Origin of the sequence: Paenibacillus sp. NRS-1781 (assembly GCF_050467745.1) — a bacterium.
Taxonomy (GTDB): Bacteria; Bacillota; Bacilli; order Paenibacillales; family Paenibacillaceae; genus Paenibacillus; species Paenibacillus terrae_A.
Map to the genome: position 1 here is coordinate 1 of NZ_JBITPI010000047.1, position 16443 is coordinate 16443.

General features: G+C 43.5%; 18 protein-coding genes and 1 riboswitch. Of the genes, 11 read left to right on the forward strand and 7 right to left on the reverse strand.

The annotated features are described in order from the left end of the window. The first annotated feature begins 27 nt into the window (after positions 1-27). Complete coding sequence (locus tag ACIFO6_RS17275) at positions 28-552, forward strand: VOC family protein (RefSeq protein ID WP_430042284.1); 525 nt, start codon at positions 28-30, stop codon at positions 550-552. A 317-nt stretch (positions 553-869) separates the two neighbouring features. Then, entirely contained in the window at positions 870-1313 is a 444-nt protein-coding gene (locus tag ACIFO6_RS17280; RefSeq protein WP_430042286.1) for a HEAT repeat domain-containing protein, read from the forward strand. A gap of 313 nt (positions 1314-1626) precedes the next feature. Here ACIFO6_RS17280 and ACIFO6_RS17285 read toward each other — a convergent pair whose 3' ends face one another. Continuing rightward, positions 1627-1806, reverse strand: a complete 180-nt coding sequence (locus tag ACIFO6_RS17285; protein WP_430042288.1) for a hypothetical protein — start codon at positions 1804-1806, stop codon at positions 1627-1629. Positions 1807-1881: 75 nt separating this feature from the next. On the opposite strand from ACIFO6_RS17285, the gene ACIFO6_RS17290 reads away from it, so the two are divergent. Then, on the forward strand, positions 1882-3261 hold the full coding sequence (locus tag ACIFO6_RS17290) for an amino acid permease (protein ID WP_430042290.1): 1380 nt from the start codon (positions 1882-1884) through the stop codon (positions 3259-3261). Between the two features lie 114 nt (positions 3262-3375). On the opposite strand, the gene ACIFO6_RS17295 is transcribed toward ACIFO6_RS17290, so the two are convergent. Further along, positions 3376-3513, reverse strand: coding sequence for a GNAT family N-acetyltransferase (locus tag ACIFO6_RS17295; RefSeq protein ID WP_430042294.1), 138 nt, complete (start codon positions 3511-3513; stop codon positions 3376-3378). Beyond that, on the reverse strand, positions 3468-3986 hold the full coding sequence (locus ACIFO6_RS17300) for a GNAT family N-acetyltransferase, cg3035/Rv0428c family (RefSeq protein WP_430042296.1): 519 nt from the start codon (positions 3984-3986) through the stop codon (positions 3468-3470). Before ACIFO6_RS17300 ends, ACIFO6_RS17295 begins: the two co-directional genes overlap by 46 nt. A gap of 229 nt (positions 3987-4215) precedes the next feature. On the opposite strand from ACIFO6_RS17300, the gene ACIFO6_RS17305 reads away from it, so the two are divergent. The 3 genes from ACIFO6_RS17305 to ACIFO6_RS17315 all read left to right on the forward strand — a co-directional run bounded on the left by ACIFO6_RS17305 (position 4216) and on the right by ACIFO6_RS17315 (position 9652). Beyond that, complete coding sequence (locus ACIFO6_RS17305; protein ID WP_430042298.1) at positions 4216-4914, forward strand: hypothetical protein; 699 nt, start codon at positions 4216-4218, stop codon at positions 4912-4914. Between the two features lie 488 nt (positions 4915-5402). Beyond that, the gene (locus tag ACIFO6_RS17310; RefSeq protein WP_430042299.1) at positions 5403-8264 is read left to right on the forward strand and encodes an S-layer homology domain-containing protein; all 2862 of its coding nucleotides are present in this window, start codon (positions 5403-5405) and stop codon (positions 8262-8264) included. Positions 8265-8629: 365 nt separating this feature from the next. Further along, positions 8630-9652 carry an ABC transporter substrate-binding protein gene (locus tag ACIFO6_RS17315; protein WP_430042301.1) on the forward strand — a complete coding sequence of 341 codons (1023 nt, stop codon included), beginning with the start codon at positions 8630-8632 and terminating at the stop codon, positions 9650-9652. Positions 9653-9681: 29 nt separating this feature from the next. On the opposite strand, the gene ACIFO6_RS17320 is transcribed toward ACIFO6_RS17315, so the two are convergent. The 4 genes from ACIFO6_RS17320 to ACIFO6_RS17335 all read right to left on the reverse strand — a co-directional run bounded on the left by ACIFO6_RS17320 (position 9682) and on the right by ACIFO6_RS17335 (position 11517). Further along, a complete protein-coding gene (locus ACIFO6_RS17320; protein WP_430042487.1) occupies positions 9682-9975 on the reverse strand; it encodes a hypothetical protein in 294 nt (97 codons plus the stop codon). A 39-nt stretch (positions 9976-10014) separates the two neighbouring features. Next, positions 10015-10281 carry a hypothetical protein gene (locus ACIFO6_RS17325; protein WP_430042304.1) on the reverse strand — a complete coding sequence of 89 codons (267 nt, stop codon included), beginning with the start codon at positions 10279-10281 and terminating at the stop codon, positions 10015-10017. Continuing rightward, positions 10278-10436 carry a hypothetical protein gene (locus ACIFO6_RS17330; protein WP_430042306.1) on the reverse strand — a complete coding sequence of 53 codons (159 nt, stop codon included), beginning with the start codon at positions 10434-10436 and terminating at the stop codon, positions 10278-10280. Before ACIFO6_RS17330 ends, ACIFO6_RS17325 begins: the two co-directional genes overlap by 4 nt. A 214-nt stretch (positions 10437-10650) precedes the next feature. Then, positions 10651-11517 carry a bifunctional 5,10-methylenetetrahydrofolate dehydrogenase/5,10-methenyltetrahydrofolate cyclohydrolase gene (locus tag ACIFO6_RS17335; protein ID WP_430042308.1) on the reverse strand — a complete coding sequence of 289 codons (867 nt, stop codon included), beginning with the start codon at positions 11515-11517 and terminating at the stop codon, positions 10651-10653. Between the two features lie 113 nt (positions 11518-11630). Beyond that, positions 11631-11715, reverse strand: a riboswitch (ZMP/ZTP riboswitch). Positions 11716-11934: 219 nt separating this feature from the next. Here ACIFO6_RS17335 and ACIFO6_RS17340 point away from each other — a divergent pair. From ACIFO6_RS17340 to ACIFO6_RS17360, 5 genes are all read left to right on the forward strand, one after another. Continuing rightward, positions 11935-12990 carry a fatty acid desaturase gene (locus tag ACIFO6_RS17340; RefSeq protein WP_430042310.1) on the forward strand — a complete coding sequence of 352 codons (1056 nt, stop codon included), beginning with the start codon at positions 11935-11937 and terminating at the stop codon, positions 12988-12990. 98 nt (positions 12991-13088) lie between these two features. Further along, entirely contained in the window at positions 13089-14222 is a 1134-nt protein-coding gene (locus tag ACIFO6_RS17345) for a sensor histidine kinase (protein ID WP_430042312.1), read from the forward strand. Continuing rightward, positions 14219-14818 carry a response regulator gene (locus ACIFO6_RS17350; protein ID WP_430042314.1) on the forward strand — a complete coding sequence of 200 codons (600 nt, stop codon included), beginning with the start codon at positions 14219-14221 and terminating at the stop codon, positions 14816-14818. The genes ACIFO6_RS17345 and ACIFO6_RS17350 overlap by 4 nt, the downstream gene beginning before the upstream one ends. Before the next feature lie 181 nt (positions 14819-14999). Further along, positions 15000-15623, forward strand: coding sequence for a deoxynucleoside kinase (locus ACIFO6_RS17355; protein ID WP_430042315.1), 624 nt, complete (start codon positions 15000-15002; stop codon positions 15621-15623). Beyond that, entirely contained in the window at positions 15620-16261 is a 642-nt protein-coding gene (locus ACIFO6_RS17360; RefSeq protein WP_430042317.1) for a deoxynucleoside kinase, read from the forward strand. The genes ACIFO6_RS17355 and ACIFO6_RS17360 overlap by 4 nt, the downstream gene beginning before the upstream one ends. Positions 16262-16443 lie beyond the last annotated feature (182 nt).

The window sequence follows — 16443 nt, forward strand, 5'->3', positions numbered from 1 at the left end:
TATTAATTTATAGTGGGAGGAGTACAAATGACTGAGGGCAGAGAATATATGGGAGTGTCAGGTAAATATACAAAAAACGGAATGCCCAACGGCTGTACATCTATTACCCCATTTATAACAGTGAAGAATCCATCTGAGGCCATAGAGTTCTATAAAACTGTTTTCAATGCAAGGGTTAAGGATATTACTGAATATCCTGATGGAAATGGCATTAAAATAATTGTTCATGCGGAATTAGATTTTGGAAATGGTTTTTTGCAGCTGGGAGCAGCGAATCCGGCATATAAATTGGCCTTGCCGCCAGATGAGGACAATGCGTGTTATTCTTTAGGAATTTACGTAATGAATGTTGATCAGGTACTTGAAAATGCGGTAGCAAGAGGAGCAAAAGTAAGGGAACCGGTTACAAACTTTGTTTCAGGTGATCGATTCGCAAGTATATTGGATCCTTTTGGAGTAAGATGGTCTATTATGACTAGGATTGAGGATTTGTCAGAAGAAGAAAGTAGTCGGAGGGTTGCTGAATGGTCCAAAAGCTTTAGTGGAGAATAAATGCAATAACTGTCTTGATAAAAGTGTTAAATGTTGAGGTTGAAAAAGCAACCCTTACAAACCAAGAATGCCTGACCAATCAACAGCCAATTTAACTTTCCATGTAAGTTCGTAAATAAAGAAGATGGTTCGAGATATGAAGAAGGCCTGCAAGTATGTTATATTTAACAAACGGCAATCATGGTGAACATCAAATGGATTTACTTTTTTTAGTAAAGCCACAGGATCGAAGAACAGGTGAACAAAGCGTTCTGATGGTGGAACCGTTATAGGATCGAATATAGATTGACTCAGATATAGAAAAGGATGAGATTATTTTGGAAAACAACGAAACTCAACAGGAATTTACAGAAGTTTATGAGCAGCTTAAAGTAGCTGTAAACCGAACCTCCGATTGGAAAGCGCGTCTAGCTGCGGTGAATGATCTAGGTGTATGGCAGAACCAGCAGACGATTGACGTGCTGACACACCGCTTGAATAATGATACGGTATATGCCGTTCAGGAAGCCGCTTACCGCAAGCTTCAGGAATGGGGCGAGAATGTACAGCCGCCTGTGCGCAAAGAGGGTGAGCTTGTTAAGGGCTTGACGAAGATTCTGGTGCGGATTAAAAAAAGCCTGCCAGCCGACCATACCTATACCGATTTTCGCGAGAAGCTGCACAAGATGAGAGTCGATATTTTTGACATCTATGAAGGTGACAAGGGTGCTGAGTTTGATCCGTGGCTGGAGCAAAAATGGGCTTCGTTATCGACAAGATAATGTCGGAATCCTACAACTGAATGTATTTTAAGGATTGTTACTGGTAATGCAGACAAAACCTTAACAGGGATAAGGGGTTATCTTTGTTAAGGTTTTTTTATATTGGGAGAATGCAGGGAATGCGACTAAGGCTATTAGATGTGGATAAATTGTAGGAAATTGATCATTTTTTAATCCAGACAATAGTGAGATTTGTTGCTGATAAACACGTTTTCGTGGCATATAGTAGCCGAAAACGTGAACATAGTGTGAATAAGCTGCTATAATGGCAAAATCATCCCTCTATTTTTTACCATTATTCTTTAACCATTGGTTAATTAACAAATGTTGATTTTCCGTTTTTTTTGTCATACAATTCTTTCATTACTGTAGGATCGGACTCAGAAACTGCTAGGCTTGATTCATATTTGGACGTGATTTCCTTGTACGCACTCGGATGATGAAGTAGCTCTGTATTGGCAAGATCAGCATCACGGCAGACCGATATCTCCATATCCTTTTTGGGATAGCGGCTGTATTTCATATCTTTCAGGTTTGATGATGAACAAATACGAAGGGGAGCGTTCTTTTGGAATCGAAACAATTAACGAGAGGGCTAAAGCCACGACATGTAGAACTGATTGCGCTTGGAGGCACCATTGGCGTTGGCTTATTTATGGGGTCGGCAAGTACGATAAAATGGGCGGGGCCTTCTGTTCTGTTGGCCTATCTCTTAGCTGGGATTATTATGTTTTTTGTCATGCGAATGATGGGAGAAATGCTGATTCTCGAACCGGTGACAGGCTCATTCGCTACTTTTGCTCATAAATATATCAGCCCTTTGGCTGGTTTTTTGACCGCTTGGAGCTATTGGTTCTTATGGGTCACTGTAGGGATGGCGGAGGTTACTGCGATTGGAGTATATGTGGGCTATTGGTTCCCTGACATTCCGCAATGGCTGCCAGCCTTGGCAGGTGTCATCATTATAGCGTTAGCCAATTTGGCGGCTGTGAAATTTTATGGAGAATTTGAATTTTGGTTTGCCATGATTAAGATTGTCGCCATTATCTTTATGCTGATCATTGGTACGGGCATGATCTTCTTTGGACTAGGTAACGGCGGGCAACCGATTGGTTTCTCCAATCTGTACAGCCATGGCGGTTTTTTTGCAGGTGGTTTGAAAGGGTTTTTATTCGCGCTCTGTATTGTAACGGCTGCTTATCAAGGTATAGAGATGGTGGGCATTACGGCGGGTGAAGCAGAAAATCCGAAAATGACGCTGCGGAAAGCTATTAAAAATATCATCTGGCGTATTCTGATTTTTTACGTGGGTGCGATCTTTGTTATTGTTACGATCTATCCTTGGAACCAAATTGGCGAGATCGGCAGTCCTTTCGTTCTAACCTTTGCCAAAGTGGGGATTGTGGCCGCTGCGGGTATCATCAATTTTGTTGTTCTCACAGCCGCGATGTCAGGTTGTAACAGTGGTATTTACAGTGCAGGAAGAATGCTATATACATTGTCTAAAAACGGACAAGCCCCCAAGTTTTTTGGGAAAGTTTCCAAAAACGGGGTTCCCAGAAATAGTATTATTGCGACTATTTCCTTGCTACTGGTGGGAGTGCTGTTTAATTACTTAATCCCTGACTCCAAACTGTTCCTGTATATTTATAGCGCCAGTGTTCTTCCAGGCATGGTACCGTGGTTTGCAATGGCGATCAGCCAATTTAAATTCAGGAAAAAGTGGAAGAACGAAATGGAAGATCATCCCTTCAAGTCTCGCTTTTTCCCGATCAGCAACTATATCACCATTATCTTCTTGTCCCTGGTGATCGTTGGAATGTGGTTCAATCCAGATACACGTACGCCACTGATTGTCGGAGCATCATTTATGGTGATCGTCATTGTTGGCTATTTTGTCTTTGGCATAGGAAAGCGGCAGAGAATTGAAGAATTAGAGAAGAAATAGAAGGCTGCTAAAATGCAGAGATCACGCCGAGCGAGATTCAGGTTACTCCCTGAGTTCGCTCGGCTTTTCTTTTGCCAAGGTAAAAGCAACCTACTTTGGAAACGGAAAAACAGCTCAAGCTTTAACCCTATACCAATACGTATAAACTTCCGAGTATCCTAGTTTGGCATAAAGCCGTTGTGCAGGTTTGTTTTCGGCTACAACGGCTAAATAGCTGTGTTTGGCCCCATGTTCTTGTCCCCATTTGAGCAAAGCGAGATAAACCCTTTCTTCGTTATGATATTAGATAACATGCGTTCCATGATACCCTTATGATGATCTTCCACACGATTAAGTCTGCAAAAATGCTCTAACCATTCTTCATTCATATGTTCATCTATGTTCACCGAATTTAGTTGGGGGCTGCTTAGGTTATCCAGCTTCAAGGTTTGAACACTCGTCGGGTCAATGAGGGAATAGCCCTTTTCCTCTAAAATGCGATCTAAATGCTCAGGATGGATAAAGGGAGTGATTTTATAGGTTGCGGGCAAGTTACGATTGAAATATAAGCTCTCACACTCTTCAATTTTATGATCGAGGTCAAAGGTTGAATAATGAATCGGGTTAATCGAGTTGGCACGTTTGGTATAACCATCTGCAAAGCGCAAAATCCATCCATCGTAAAGTAAAGTGGACAGGGGCTGCCAGTTGTTCAAGGATAGCTCTTCAATAATTTTGGGGTTCATAGGTATCCTCCATATGGTTGGTTGATTGAATGAATAATAATACATACTTATGAATAATAAAACAAAGATAAATAGAAAGAAAGCACTAATTTTGTTTAGGTACTAGCCAATATACAAAGGACATAAATTATCTATACTTTCTTCTAAATTTTAACTGTTAATATAATTTTAGAGAAGCTATAATTTTATTGAATAATTGGAGTGCAAATGGAGAGGGGTTAAGGGGAAGATGTTGAAAAAATGGTCATTGCTCTTGATGTTATCCTTGCTAGTAGTAGCATCATTGGGCTGGAACGGCGGGGTATCTTACGCAGCTACCACAGAATATACTTGGGACAAGTACAAGGGTACTGAGGTGAAGACATATAGATTGACTGCAGTACCTGGAAGAATAGAATATATGGATCAGGAAAGCTTTTTTGCCGCTTTAAGCCAAACCCCAAATGTGTATGGAGATTTCAGCGGCTATAAAACGGGGAAAACAACTGGAGTTGTAACCGTAAGCATAACGGATGCGGTTTACAAATTTACAGTTACTGATTTTCTTCGCGACCAAGAGCCTGAGGTTGTAGAGTATGTCAATCCCAGAGGTGGAATTCCTCATAGATGGAATGGAACTAGTGATATTCGAATTTTTATGAGAGGGTCAGAAGCGACTTCTTTGTCTGAGCTATTTTATGAGGGGACATCAAGTGAAGGACGCTTTCAATTTAATCCTGACGATATATATTTAGTTACATTCTGGTCCAGTACCGTAAGACCTATCAGTGGTATGTCTGCTGAATCGCTAATAGAGGAAGGAACTCACACGTTTATAAATCGGGAGCTTGTAGGTCAAGTAACAAGCGAAGATCCTGCAGCTTATCCGCAAGATGGGATTTCAGAGAGTTACTATTATGTTTTTAATGGTGCTACTACAAAAGAATAACCCAGATGATATAGGATGGCTAATAAGTGATCCAAATAAGTAAGTGATAGTGATCTGCAATAGTAGAGATAACATAGTGTATACCCATCCGGGGCTATATACATGATGTTATCTTTTTTATTTCTACGCTGGCAATGAGAACATACAGTGATGGAAGAAAAGGGTTGAAAATTTAATTTCCAATGAAAACCATTTTAAATGATCGGGATATATGGCTTTAAAATTATGACGATTTAACGGATAATACAGCATACCTAAAGCGACTTTTTTTACTGTCTTTATTCAAATCTAGGGAGATTATTCCGATAATTCAAGTATATACAGTTTGGTGTCACTGGTTATGAAAATTCGTTTGAAAACAAAAGAGATAATTTTCACAAATGAAAAGGAGCACAGGGGGAAGTGATCTGGTATTACATCATAAAGGAGGGAAAATGCTCTAGAATCTTATGAAATGTAAAAAGGAGTTACAACAAATTAGACGGTACATGGCTGGTTTACTAGCTGTTTGGTTGTTCTGCGTACATACTGTGCCTGTTTTTGCAGACAGGGCCTTTAATGATATTGAACATTCCTACGCTGCTGATGCGATTGAAGCCATGGCTGCTCAAGGGGTTGTTACTGGTTATCAGGATGGCAGCTTCCGGCCCATAGATTTTATTTCGCGGCAGGAGTGGGCGAGTATCTTTGCCAAAACCGTAAAACGAACGTCGTACACCAGAAGTGTTGTTCCTTTTACAGATGTATCGCCGTGGGCTCTATCTTATGTGCGGACCCTGCAGGAAGAGAACATTACCAAAGGAATTAGTGATCAGTTATTCGGTGCAAAGCACAATATGACTCGCCAGGATATGGCAGTTTGGTATGCCAGGTATTTCAGCGTTTCTGAAGATATCCGGTCTTCCAGTGTATCCGGATTTGTGGATCAGCCTGATATATCAGACTATGCACAAACGAGTGTATGGCTGATGGAACGGTTGGAGCTGATGGAGGGGGATACAAATCACTATTTCCACCCCAAAGAGCCTGTGAGACGGCAGGATGCTACACTGGTTGCTTATCGGATATGGCTAGGCGGTGAAGATCTGAGAGAACGTGCCAAGCGTTTGCTGGATTCATTAGGAAGTGGAGCAGCAACGACAAATCAGCCGATCAGCCTACCAGAATCGAAGAAGCTAGTGGTCGACCTGGCGCCGGAAATTAGTCACCAGCGTGCGAATCCGGAAATCGAAGAGCCCAGAAGCCATAGTCCAAGGCCCGATCCACCGGACTCGCCGATAACACCAACAGAGCCCAAGCCTGAGCTGCCAGTTATACCATCAGATCCTAGTCCTAGACCACCAGTAATACCGCCAGTAACGCCACGACCACCGGGACCGAAACCACCGGTGATTTCACCGGATCGTTCCTCGGATTTTGTAGTGGATGCGGTTGTAATCAAGGCGCCGGAGTTGGTAAATCAACCGGAAACGTATCCTGCGTATCAGCTGTCCTTCCAGCTATACAATGAAGGACGCTTGGTAAGCATTCCCGATGTCAGCGTCACAAGTGTCACTTACACATTTAGTGATACATTAGGTGTTTTTGATGAAAAAGGGAAAATCGCGCGTTCCGAAAATATTCCTGCTGCTGATGGTTACATCCCTGTAGAGATAGAAGTCACAATTGCCAAACCCTATCGGGTACTTAAAGCACAGACCAAGCTGATTGTGAAAGGGAAGACTCCTCCAATAGAGGACCCGAGTGTAATCAGGTCTGTATACTTGGCGACATACAGCATTTCACAGGCGACTACTCTAGACCCTGTAGCCTGGAGCATGCCCTATGTATTTCAAAATGCAAAAGGAGAGGTCATACCGCCAGGTTTGTTGCCGTCAGACTTGAAGCTTCGGATAGAGGATTCCAGAGGGATATTTGACGAGGATGGGCATATTGCCAATCTGCATCTGATTCCTACAGTGAACTCTGTCATTCCATTCAAGATCGAGGTTGAATCACCATCTCAGGGAATTCACTTCATATCCGATGCCGAGTTAACGGTAGTACCGGGAGAGCGCAAAAAGCAATATTTTGCTGTCTCGATGATGCTACAGGGACAAGATGCGGGCAGTACGACCACGGTAGACCAAATTGAGCAGGCACGTCAATTGCTGATGGATCACTTTGGCCCCAACTTAAAAGTGACCTGGGCCATGGAAAATAGATTTGTTTTTGTAGAAACGAATCGCCCGCAGCTTAAAAAGGTTTTGGAATATGTGGATCAGTATGGTGATGAAGTCGGGATTTTGGATGGGTATCCGAATAATCTGTACGAGCTCCCTGAATGGGAAGCACGGATGAACGAGTGGTTGTATATGTATCGTTATAATGCACTCAATGAGCTGCACCAATCCGGGTCGTTGGGATCACCTTCGGTGTTTGAAAGCATGGATACAGACCAATACCGGAAGTATCTGCCTAAATCATTGACCAGTTTTACGGTGAACCCTGAGCAGGTCCAATGGCTTAAAGATCATTTTAAGATCACTTCAGCGATGGGGTGGTCGGCTACACAATATAATGTTAACAGCATGTATGGTGAAGGTTCACCTTTGATGCCTTACTGGTCCAATAAGGATAATCCGATTGTTCCAGCACAGGGGCTTGCAAATAATAGCGGTATCGTGTTTATGAACTCAATTACGATTGATCCTATTGGATCACGCTATACAAAGGATTCCTCACGTTGGACTCTCCATCCAGGTGACCCATATATGACTGAAACGGATGCGGCACCACAACTGTATATAGCACAGCAATATTTAGATAACCCGTATCAACGTTTAAATACGGTAAACTACATGTCCATTATTTTAGACATCAACTGGTTTGCCAAAAATCAAAATATGTCTCAAATATGGGAGAACTTTGTGAATCACTTCCCTACTGACCGTGAGGTCGAGATTGTGGGAGTGGACGGGCTGAAACGGATTTATGAATCGTTAGCTGGATCGAATAATGATCATACAGAATTTTCGCTCATGTTTAGGGGTTCTGGCATTAAGGCAGTTATGGACTCCAATAATTCACCGGCCAATCTGCGTTACTTGTGGACTGAAAATGCTTCACAGCGGATCATTTTATCCAAGGAGGATGGAGATACGGCATGGTCCATTATTGATTTTACCGACTATACCCGAAATTCGGTTCCAAAGCTGCCATACAACCTGGATAGGAAGACAGATGTAAGCTATATTACGGGAAGGAACTTCAAGCTGTATCCTACGGCTCCATTAACAGCAGAGGAAATTCAGCGTGTCAAGGATCGTTTGAAGGAGATTTACTTCGCAGAAGAAGTGAACTATCAGTAGGAGTTTGGAGCAACAGCATATTTTAAAACCTGAGGTTTTATAATTGGGCGCCCGAAAGCTATGGAAATGGCTATAGGGCGCCCCTTTATTTTAGTGAAAGATATTTTGGTTTAAGCGAAAAATATTCTCTAATCGAATTTGGAAGAACTCTGGCCTACATGGAGCCATCCAAACTCGGCTTGTAGAGGAATGTTTACCTACAAGAGCCTTTTACATAAATCCAGTGAGAGTCCAGTCCCCCTCTTTTTTTGAAGCTTCGATTTTAAGTTGACAGCAGGGAAGCTGCCTGATATATTTCATACGATATTGATAATCATTATCATGTATACTGAAAAGGTTATTTTTACAATACATAGGGGGCTAATATGTTGAAGAAAACATCGTTTTTTATTTTGGCTGCTATGATGCTCGTATTGTCTGTATTCATTAGCGCTTGCGGAGGAAACAGCAATGGTAATCATTCCGCTTCATCTTCAGGAGATAAGCAAGAGTCAGCTTCTACTGGAGAGAAAAATGCTGATACGACAGACGGTCAGATGCGAAGCTTTAAAACGGTCAAAGGGGATATTCGAATTCCAATCAAACCGCAGCGTATTGTGACGGATTTTTACGGCGGAGAATTACTGTCCGTAGGGGCTAATGTGGTGGGTGTGGAGCCGACGGCCTTTCAAAATCCTTTCATAATTGATTTACTTAAGGAAAAAGGGACCAAAGAGGTGGGTGACCCGACCCATTTGGAGAAGACGCTGGAACTCAAACCCGATCTGATCGTGGTGATGAAGGATACCCACTATGAGGCATTGTCCAAAATTGCACCTACGCTGTATATTCCATACGGAACGACTACGAATATTTACGATACGGTCAAGCTGTTTGGTGATATCACCGGGGAGAAAGAGAAGGCAGAGCAATTTATTGCCGCATTTGATAAAAAGGCTGCCGAAGGCCGCGAACGTCTTAAAGGCGTCATTGATCCCAAGGCTACCTTTGGTCTGTATGAGCTGACGGACAAAAACGCTCTTTGGATTTTCGGTGACAATGCAGGTCGTGGAGGACAAGCGGTATACAATGCACTCAAGCTGAACATGCCGAAGAAAACGACCAACTCCAAGGAACAAACCGTACAGCTTTCGCTGGAGGTATTGCCACAGTACGCCGCAGATTATATGTTCCTGACAACCTATGACCCGGAGAAAAAGGGAGACGCGCTTAAGCAGCTGAAGTCGTCCGCTGTGTGGGGGAACCTGCCTGCGGTGAAGAACAATAGAGTGTTCTTTAACGACTTTGATACGTACTATCGCTATGATCCTATCGCCATTACCGGGCAGATTGATATGATCGTGGATATGCTGATTGAAAGAGAAACAGAGAATAAAGCGAGAAAATAAGTATATGATCCACATTCGCAAGCACTTTACTACATAGGGAGCGCGACCTCGGCCCCCAGCTTGTCAAAAACAGAACGAAGGGGAATAAACGCCTGCCCGTTGCGGGTAATGACACCGTTACTTAGGGAGACAGGTGTATCATTGAGACGGACGAGAATCGGCTTTTGTACAGGAACCGGCGTACTGTAGAGAAATTCATAATCCCCTATGCCAAGCTGCGCATGTTTGTTGACCCCCCAGAACCATAACCGTCCTTGTCGATCAATCGCGAGATTGGAACTCCTATTGGTTTTAATTGTTTTGATGTCCGATAAGGCTTGAATCTGCGATGCAGATAAAGCTTCGGAGGGGGTAGTGTTTTTTTAAAATACCTTGGGCCATGTCCATACGGTACCGTCCTTCTTCAAGAAGATCCAGCGTTCCTCATATTGCGGTCTTTCTTCATAGTAACTATTCAATTTTGTAACATCTTCGATGCTGGATAGGGTTTGAAAAGGAGCAAAGTTACCACCATTTTCGATTCGATCAGCGGATAATACGGTTCCTTCGGCGTTTAGGGCCAGCACATGATCATTCATAATACGCACGTCTATGATGTTTTCTAGCTCTTCCAGAGGAATGAATTTCAAGGATAGCCCAATAACCACAAGCTCCCATCGTGTTGAATCAGACTCCCGGAACCATAGGAACGAATACGGGACGTCGATTCATCTTCGGCCGCCCATGCACTGGAACTGAACAATAACAACGCGATCATACTGATTAACAGAGTACGTCTTTTCATGCGTTTTTCCTCATTTATTCATCAATGTATATAAGGAGAATATCTACTTATATACATTGATGAATAATATATAGAAAAGTTTTCCAAAATAAATCAATTCCAAAAAAAATAACCTCCAGAAACCCATGCTTAGACATGGATTTGGAGGTTATTTCTTAGCCCGTTATTCGACTGCGTACGAAATGTCCAAGGGAATCACTCCAAGATAGCTCACTCATGAATAGGCCACCTCTCTGGAGTAGTGTTGCAGATCTATTGCTTTGAGCAGATTCTTGTACAAAATCGCAGTTGTTAATGTGCCGACACCGCCGGGAACCGGAGAAATCGCATGTACCTTTTCTCCAACGTCCAAGGCGGCATCCCCCACTATTTTTCCCTCCAGCGTCTCGTTAATTCCCGCATCTACCAAAATCAGACCGGGATGAACCATATCCTGTGTAATCACATCAGGGCATCCGACTGCGACAAAGGCAATGTCTGCATGACTCAAATGCTCTGCAATATCACGTGTGCCTGCATGACAGGCGGTAACGGTGGCATTTTCTCTTTGCAGCATGTGAAAAAGGGGGAGTCCCACCGTCTGTCCTATGCCGACAAGGGTGACGTTTTTGCCTGCCAAGGTGTGACCGTAATGCTTGAGCAGCTCAATGCAGGCTTGAGGCGTAGCGGGATACAACCCGGCTTCACCTGTAACGGTAGCCAGCTTGTTGCCTGGGGTAATTCCATCAATATCCTTGTATGGGGCGATGGATTGTTTAATGGCAGAGGTGGATAAATGCTGGGAAAGAGGCAATTCCAACATAATACCATGTACATGAGAGGCTTCGTTCAGGCTACCGATCAGGTGAAGGAGTTCAGCTTCGCTTACATGGCGGTCAAAGGTATGAAGATGAAAGGAGATGCCCAGCTTCTCCGCTATTTTTTGCTTGGTCCGGGCGTAGTAAGCAGATGCCGGATCACCTTCTACCAACAGTGTTGCCAAATGAGGGCGATGCCCTTGCTGTTTCATTTGTTCTACTTTGTTACGGATCGTTGCATACACTTTGTCAGCTGCTTCTTTGGATTTCATAATGATAGCCATAGTCTGAACCTCCTCTGAATTTATCGCATGATGGAATCAACAGGGTGTCATGGTCTTGTAAAACGAAAAAAAGTATTTGCACAAGGTCGTCACGACAGACGAATCCTCTGCAAATACTTCTCCCAGGCGAACGGCACGCTTTCATTGTATGCTCCCTCGTGGTTGATTCCACTGACTTCGCCAGTCACATACAGCGTTATTTACCTTATATTTTAACAAATAATCTTCCGAAAGGAAACCCGTGAACATTTGGCAAAGAGGTCATGTTATTTGTCTATATGACAAATGTCATATTCCCGAACTGACGTTTATGACTACATCCAACACAGGTATCCCCTTATACTGAGGTTAGATCAACATGTACGCCTGACGAGATCAAAGTACGGGCGTCATTTTAAAGGAGGATCATAAATAAGTATGACACAACTCCCATTAGCCCAATTGAAAAAAAATATGGCTCCCTATGAGAAAATAAACACGAAATCCAGCGTTCTGCAACTCTTTAATACCCTGGGTCCACTGATCCTGCTATGGTATGCCGCCTATCTTAGTCTGTCGGTATCGTATTGGCTGACTCTTCCGATTACTATTATTACTTCCGGATTTGTTATACGAGCATTTATCATTTTTCATGATTGCGGTCATCAATCGTTCTTCAAAAGTCGCAAACTGAATGACATTGTGGGCACAATTACAGGTATTATTACACTTTGCCCGTATGAACAATGGAAAAATAGCCACGCGATTCACCATGCAACCAGCAGTAATCTGGACAAACGGGGCACAGGTGATATGTGGGTGCTTACGGTGGAAGAGTATGTAGAAGCTTCTGCATGGACACGAATGGCTTATCGTGTATACCGGAGTCCATGGGGGATGTTCGGACTCGGTCCGATCTACACCTTTTTGATTTCCTATCGCTTTAACACAAAGAAGGCAAAACGCAAGGAAAAAATGAACACCTATTTGACGAATGTCTCCCTCGTCGTATTGTACGCTCTGCTGTGCTGGGCCATCGGATGGCAGAATTTTGTTTTGATACAGACACCTATTTTTTTTGTATCAGGTGTGCTGGGCATCTGGTTATTCTATGTACAACATCAGTTTGAGGATTCGTATTTTGAGCATGATGAAGAGTGGAGCTATATTAATGCAGCCGTAGAAGGCAGCTCTTATTATAAGCTTCCTAAGGTGTTGCAATGGATTACGGGCAATATTGGCTTTCATCACGTTCATCATTTGAGTCCGAAAGTACCGAATTACAATTTGGAGAAGGCGCATGATGCCACCCCGCAGCTTCAAAAAGCGACGACTATCACGGTGAGCACAAGTCTGCAATCTCTGAAGTTCCGGCTTTGGGATGAAAGCACGAAAACCTTTTTGACCTTTAAACAAGTGAAGCCGTTGCTTAGCAAACGTGCTGCCGTTACGAAACCCGTCCCTACACCTGTTGTGAGCACAGAAAGAAAATAACTTTGTACGAAGCACGGTATGATAAGATAAGGGGTATAAGCTGAATTAGCGAAATGAGTATTTTGCAACAATCTCAAGAAGCATAAAGGGTGGGCAGGATGCAAAAATGGTATCAGATTTTTCAAAGAAATACGGGACTTAACCCTTATGTATGGGTTGTCTTTTATATCCTGCCCTTCTATTATTTTAGTTCCTCATCTACAAGTCATATCGTGCTGGGTACCGCCTTTATTTTAGTGTTCTTTGCTTGTTATGTACTGGCTTTTGTCTCTCAAGGCTGGCTGATCTACTTCTGGACCAGTGTACAGATTGCGATATCCATAACCATGACGCTGTTATTCAGCTATATGTATTTCTCGATATTTATCGCTTTCCTGATTGGTAATATCAAAAGCAAGGCCGCATTCACTACACTGTATATTGTGCTGATGGTCTGTACCATTGGATTGATCAATTATGGTTTTGTTTCTGAAAATCCTGTTTTTATTAAGCAGCTTCCTTTTATTCTGCTGAATCTGCTTGGTGTAATCTTGATTCCGATAACTACATTTAATCGTAATAAAAGCGATCGGCTTCAAGTACAATTGGAGGATGCTAATAAGAAAATATCGGAATTGATTAAGCTAGAGGAGCGGCAAAGAATTGCGCGCGACCTGCATGATACTCTTGGTCAAAAGCTGTCACTCATCGGACTGAAAAGTGATTTGGCTGGCAAGCTGATGGATCAGTACCCGGAGCGGGCTCACGCTGAAATTAACGATGTTCGCCTTACGGCGAGAAGTGCGTTAAAAGAAGTGCGGGAAATGGTCACTCAGATGCGAGGTATGCGATTAGAGGATGAATTACTGCGTATTCGGCAGATTTTAAAGGCTGCTCACATTGAATTCACCTTGGAGGGCGATCCGAAGCTGGAGCATACGTCCTTAATGAACGAGAATGTGCTCAGTATGTGCATGAAAGAGGCGGTGACCAATGTGGTTAAGCACAGTGGCGCTACAGCCTGCTCCATTGCCATTGAGCCGTCTCGTAAGGAGCTGACCCTTCGGATTCAGGACAATGGAGTCGGCGTTACGGGAGAAAATGCAGCCTTTCGGGGGAATGGTCTGCAAGGGATGAAGGAACGGCTCGAATTTGTGAACGGGTGTATGGAGCTGCGTTCAGATCAGGGAACGGCCCTGATCATAAAAGTGCCGAATATCACTGAAAAGCCAAATGAGGAGGTGGGGCCATGATTCGAATCGTTATTGCGGAAGACCAGCGTATGCTGCTGGGTGCTTTGGCCTCCCTGCTGGACTTGGAAGAGGACATGAAAGTAGTCGGAAAAGCAAGCAACGGGGAAGAGGCTCTAGAGCTGGTCAAGCTGCATCAGCCAGATATATGCATCATGGATATCGAAATGCCAATCAAAAGCGGATTAGATGCGGCTGAGGAGCTCAAAGGCTTGAATTGCAAGGTGCTGATTCTGACCACATTTGCCCGTCCCGGATATTTTGAACGGGCCATCAAGGCAGGCACGCACGGTTATCTGCTCAAGGACAGTCCCAGTGAAGAACTGGCTTCCTCGATTCGAAGTATTATGGCAGGCCGCCGCATTTATGCTCCAGAGCTGGTCGATGATGCTTATGCGGAAGTTAACCCGCTGACCGAGCGTGAGAAGACCGTCTTGTCGCTCATTGCTGATGGGAAGAACACCAAAGAGATTGCCAGTGAGCTGTACCTAACGACAGGAACGGTGCGCAATTACATTTCAGTCATTCTGGATAAGCTGGGTGTCAGCAATCGAATTGAGGCGATTACGCGTTTTAATGAAAAAGGCTGGTTTAAATAAGCGTAAGGCAGAAATGTCCAAGGAGAAACAGAGGAGCTATGAAGGAAGACATAGCTCCTCTGTTTTGTTGTTTTATCGGAGGATACATAAGAGAAAGTATATGCCTTTAGCCTACTTCCTTGTGATACAATAGGATAGCTGTCCATGGGATGGACCGAAGTGCAAGGAGGAACGGAACCATATGAAACAAGCCCCATATATAGCCGTTGAAGGGCCGATTGGAGCAGGAAAAACGACATTGGCTTCCCTGCTTTCAACGGAGCTGCATATGCCAATGATTAAAGAGATTGTCGAGGAGAATCCGTTTCTCGATAAATTTTATCAAAATATAGATGAGTGGAGCTTCCAACTGGAAATGTTCTTTCTCTGCAATCGGTACAAGCAACTGGAGGATACTGGCCTGCAATATATCGAGAAAGCACAGCCTGTTATTTCCGACTATCATATTTATAAAAATTTGATTTTTGCTGAGCGAACGCTAAAGGGTGTGAAGCTCGAAAAATATCGCCAAATCTATCATCTGCTCACCGACGATATGCCTAAGCCGGATATGATCATCTACATTAAAGCCGATTTGGATACGTTGCTGGGCAGAATTCGCAAACGGGCGCGCTCCTTTGAACAAGAGATGGACCCGGCATATCTGGAGCAGCTCATCACCGATTATGATAATGGCATACAATTTCTCGCCAAGCAGGCTCCTTTTCCCAAGATATTGACTGTTAACGGGAATGAGATTGATTTTGTAGAAAACCGAGCACAATTTGAACAGATTGTTTCTGATGTAAAGGAGCTTATTCAATGAATAAATACAACATTCCGGCGAATGCCCTGATTACGGTAGCGGGCACGGTAGGTGTGGGGAAATCCACACTAACGGCTGCGTTGGCTGAACGCCTGGGCTTTAAAACCTCACTGGAGAAGGTGGATCATAATCCTTATCTGGAGAAGTTTTATCACGATTTCGAAAGATGGAGCTTTCATCTGCAAATTTATTTTCTGGCCGAGCGCTTCAAGGAGCAAAAAAACATCTTCTTGTCCGGTGGAGGCTTTGTGCAGGACCGTTCGATTTATGAGGACACAGGAATTTTTGCGAAAATGCATGCCGATCAGGGGACGATGAACCCTACGGATTATGAAACGTATACCAGTCTGTTTGAGGCGATGGTGATGACACCGTTTTTCCCGCACCCGGATGTGCTGGTCTATCTGGAGGGCAGCTTGCCATCCATACTGAGCCGGATCGAGGAGCGCGGTCGTGAAATGGAAATCCAGACCGAGCGATCTTATTGGGAGCAAATGTATCGCAAATATTCCAATTGGATCAACGAGTTCGATGCCTGTCCTGTGCTGCGTCTGAACATTGATGAATATGACGTGCATGACCCCGCTTCTATGGATGCCATTTTGGTAGAGGTAGGCAAGGTAATTTCTAAAAAATAAAGAATATTGACCGTCCGTGAGGACGGTTTTTTTGTGCTATACATTTCTAAAAGCCTTGCACATATGTGCAGGTAAGCACGTTGAAAATGATCCATCAGGAATATGGATTGTCGGTCATGAAGCTGGTATATTTTGATGGATGAATATGAGAACATGTGTTCTTGATTGTTCTTTCTTATTTA

Bases quoted from the DNA above. Each gene is read 5' to 3' on its own strand.
- ACIFO6_RS17285 (WP_430042288.1), bottom strand. From the start codon at position 1,806: ATGGAGATATCGGTCTGCCGTGATGCTGATCTTGCCAATACAGAGCTA.
- ACIFO6_RS17310 (WP_430042299.1), top strand. From the start codon at position 5,403: ATGGCTGGTTTACTAGCTGTTTGGTTGTTCTGCGTACATACTGTGCCT.
- ACIFO6_RS17350 (WP_430042314.1), top strand. From the start codon at position 14,219: ATGATTCGAATCGTTATTGCGGAAGACCAGCGTATGCTGCTGGGTGCT.
- ACIFO6_RS17330 (WP_430042306.1), bottom strand. From the start codon at position 10,436: ATGAAAAGACGTACTCTGTTAATCAGTATGATCGCGTTGTTATTGTTC.
- ACIFO6_RS17300 (WP_430042296.1), bottom strand. From the start codon at position 3,986: ATGAACCCCAAAATTATTGAAGAGCTATCCTTGAACAACTGGCAGCCC.
- ACIFO6_RS17355 (WP_430042315.1), top strand. From the start codon at position 15,000: ATGAAACAAGCCCCATATATAGCCGTTGAAGGGCCGATTGGAGCAGGA.
- ACIFO6_RS17360 (WP_430042317.1), top strand. From the start codon at position 15,620: ATGAATAAATACAACATTCCGGCGAATGCCCTGATTACGGTAGCGGGC.
- ACIFO6_RS17340 (WP_430042310.1), top strand. From the start codon at position 11,935: ATGACACAACTCCCATTAGCCCAATTGAAAAAAAATATGGCTCCCTAT.
- ACIFO6_RS17335 (WP_430042308.1), bottom strand. From the start codon at position 11,517: ATGGCTATCATTATGAAATCCAAAGAAGCAGCTGACAAAGTGTATGCA.
- ACIFO6_RS17315 (WP_430042301.1), top strand. From the start codon at position 8,630: ATGTTGAAGAAAACATCGTTTTTTATTTTGGCTGCTATGATGCTCGTA.
- ACIFO6_RS17345 (WP_430042312.1), top strand. From the start codon at position 13,089: ATGCAAAAATGGTATCAGATTTTTCAAAGAAATACGGGACTTAACCCT.
- ACIFO6_RS17305 (WP_430042298.1), top strand. From the start codon at position 4,216: ATGTTGAAAAAATGGTCATTGCTCTTGATGTTATCCTTGCTAGTAGTA.
- ACIFO6_RS17275 (WP_430042284.1), top strand. From the start codon at position 28: ATGACTGAGGGCAGAGAATATATGGGAGTGTCAGGTAAATATACAAAA.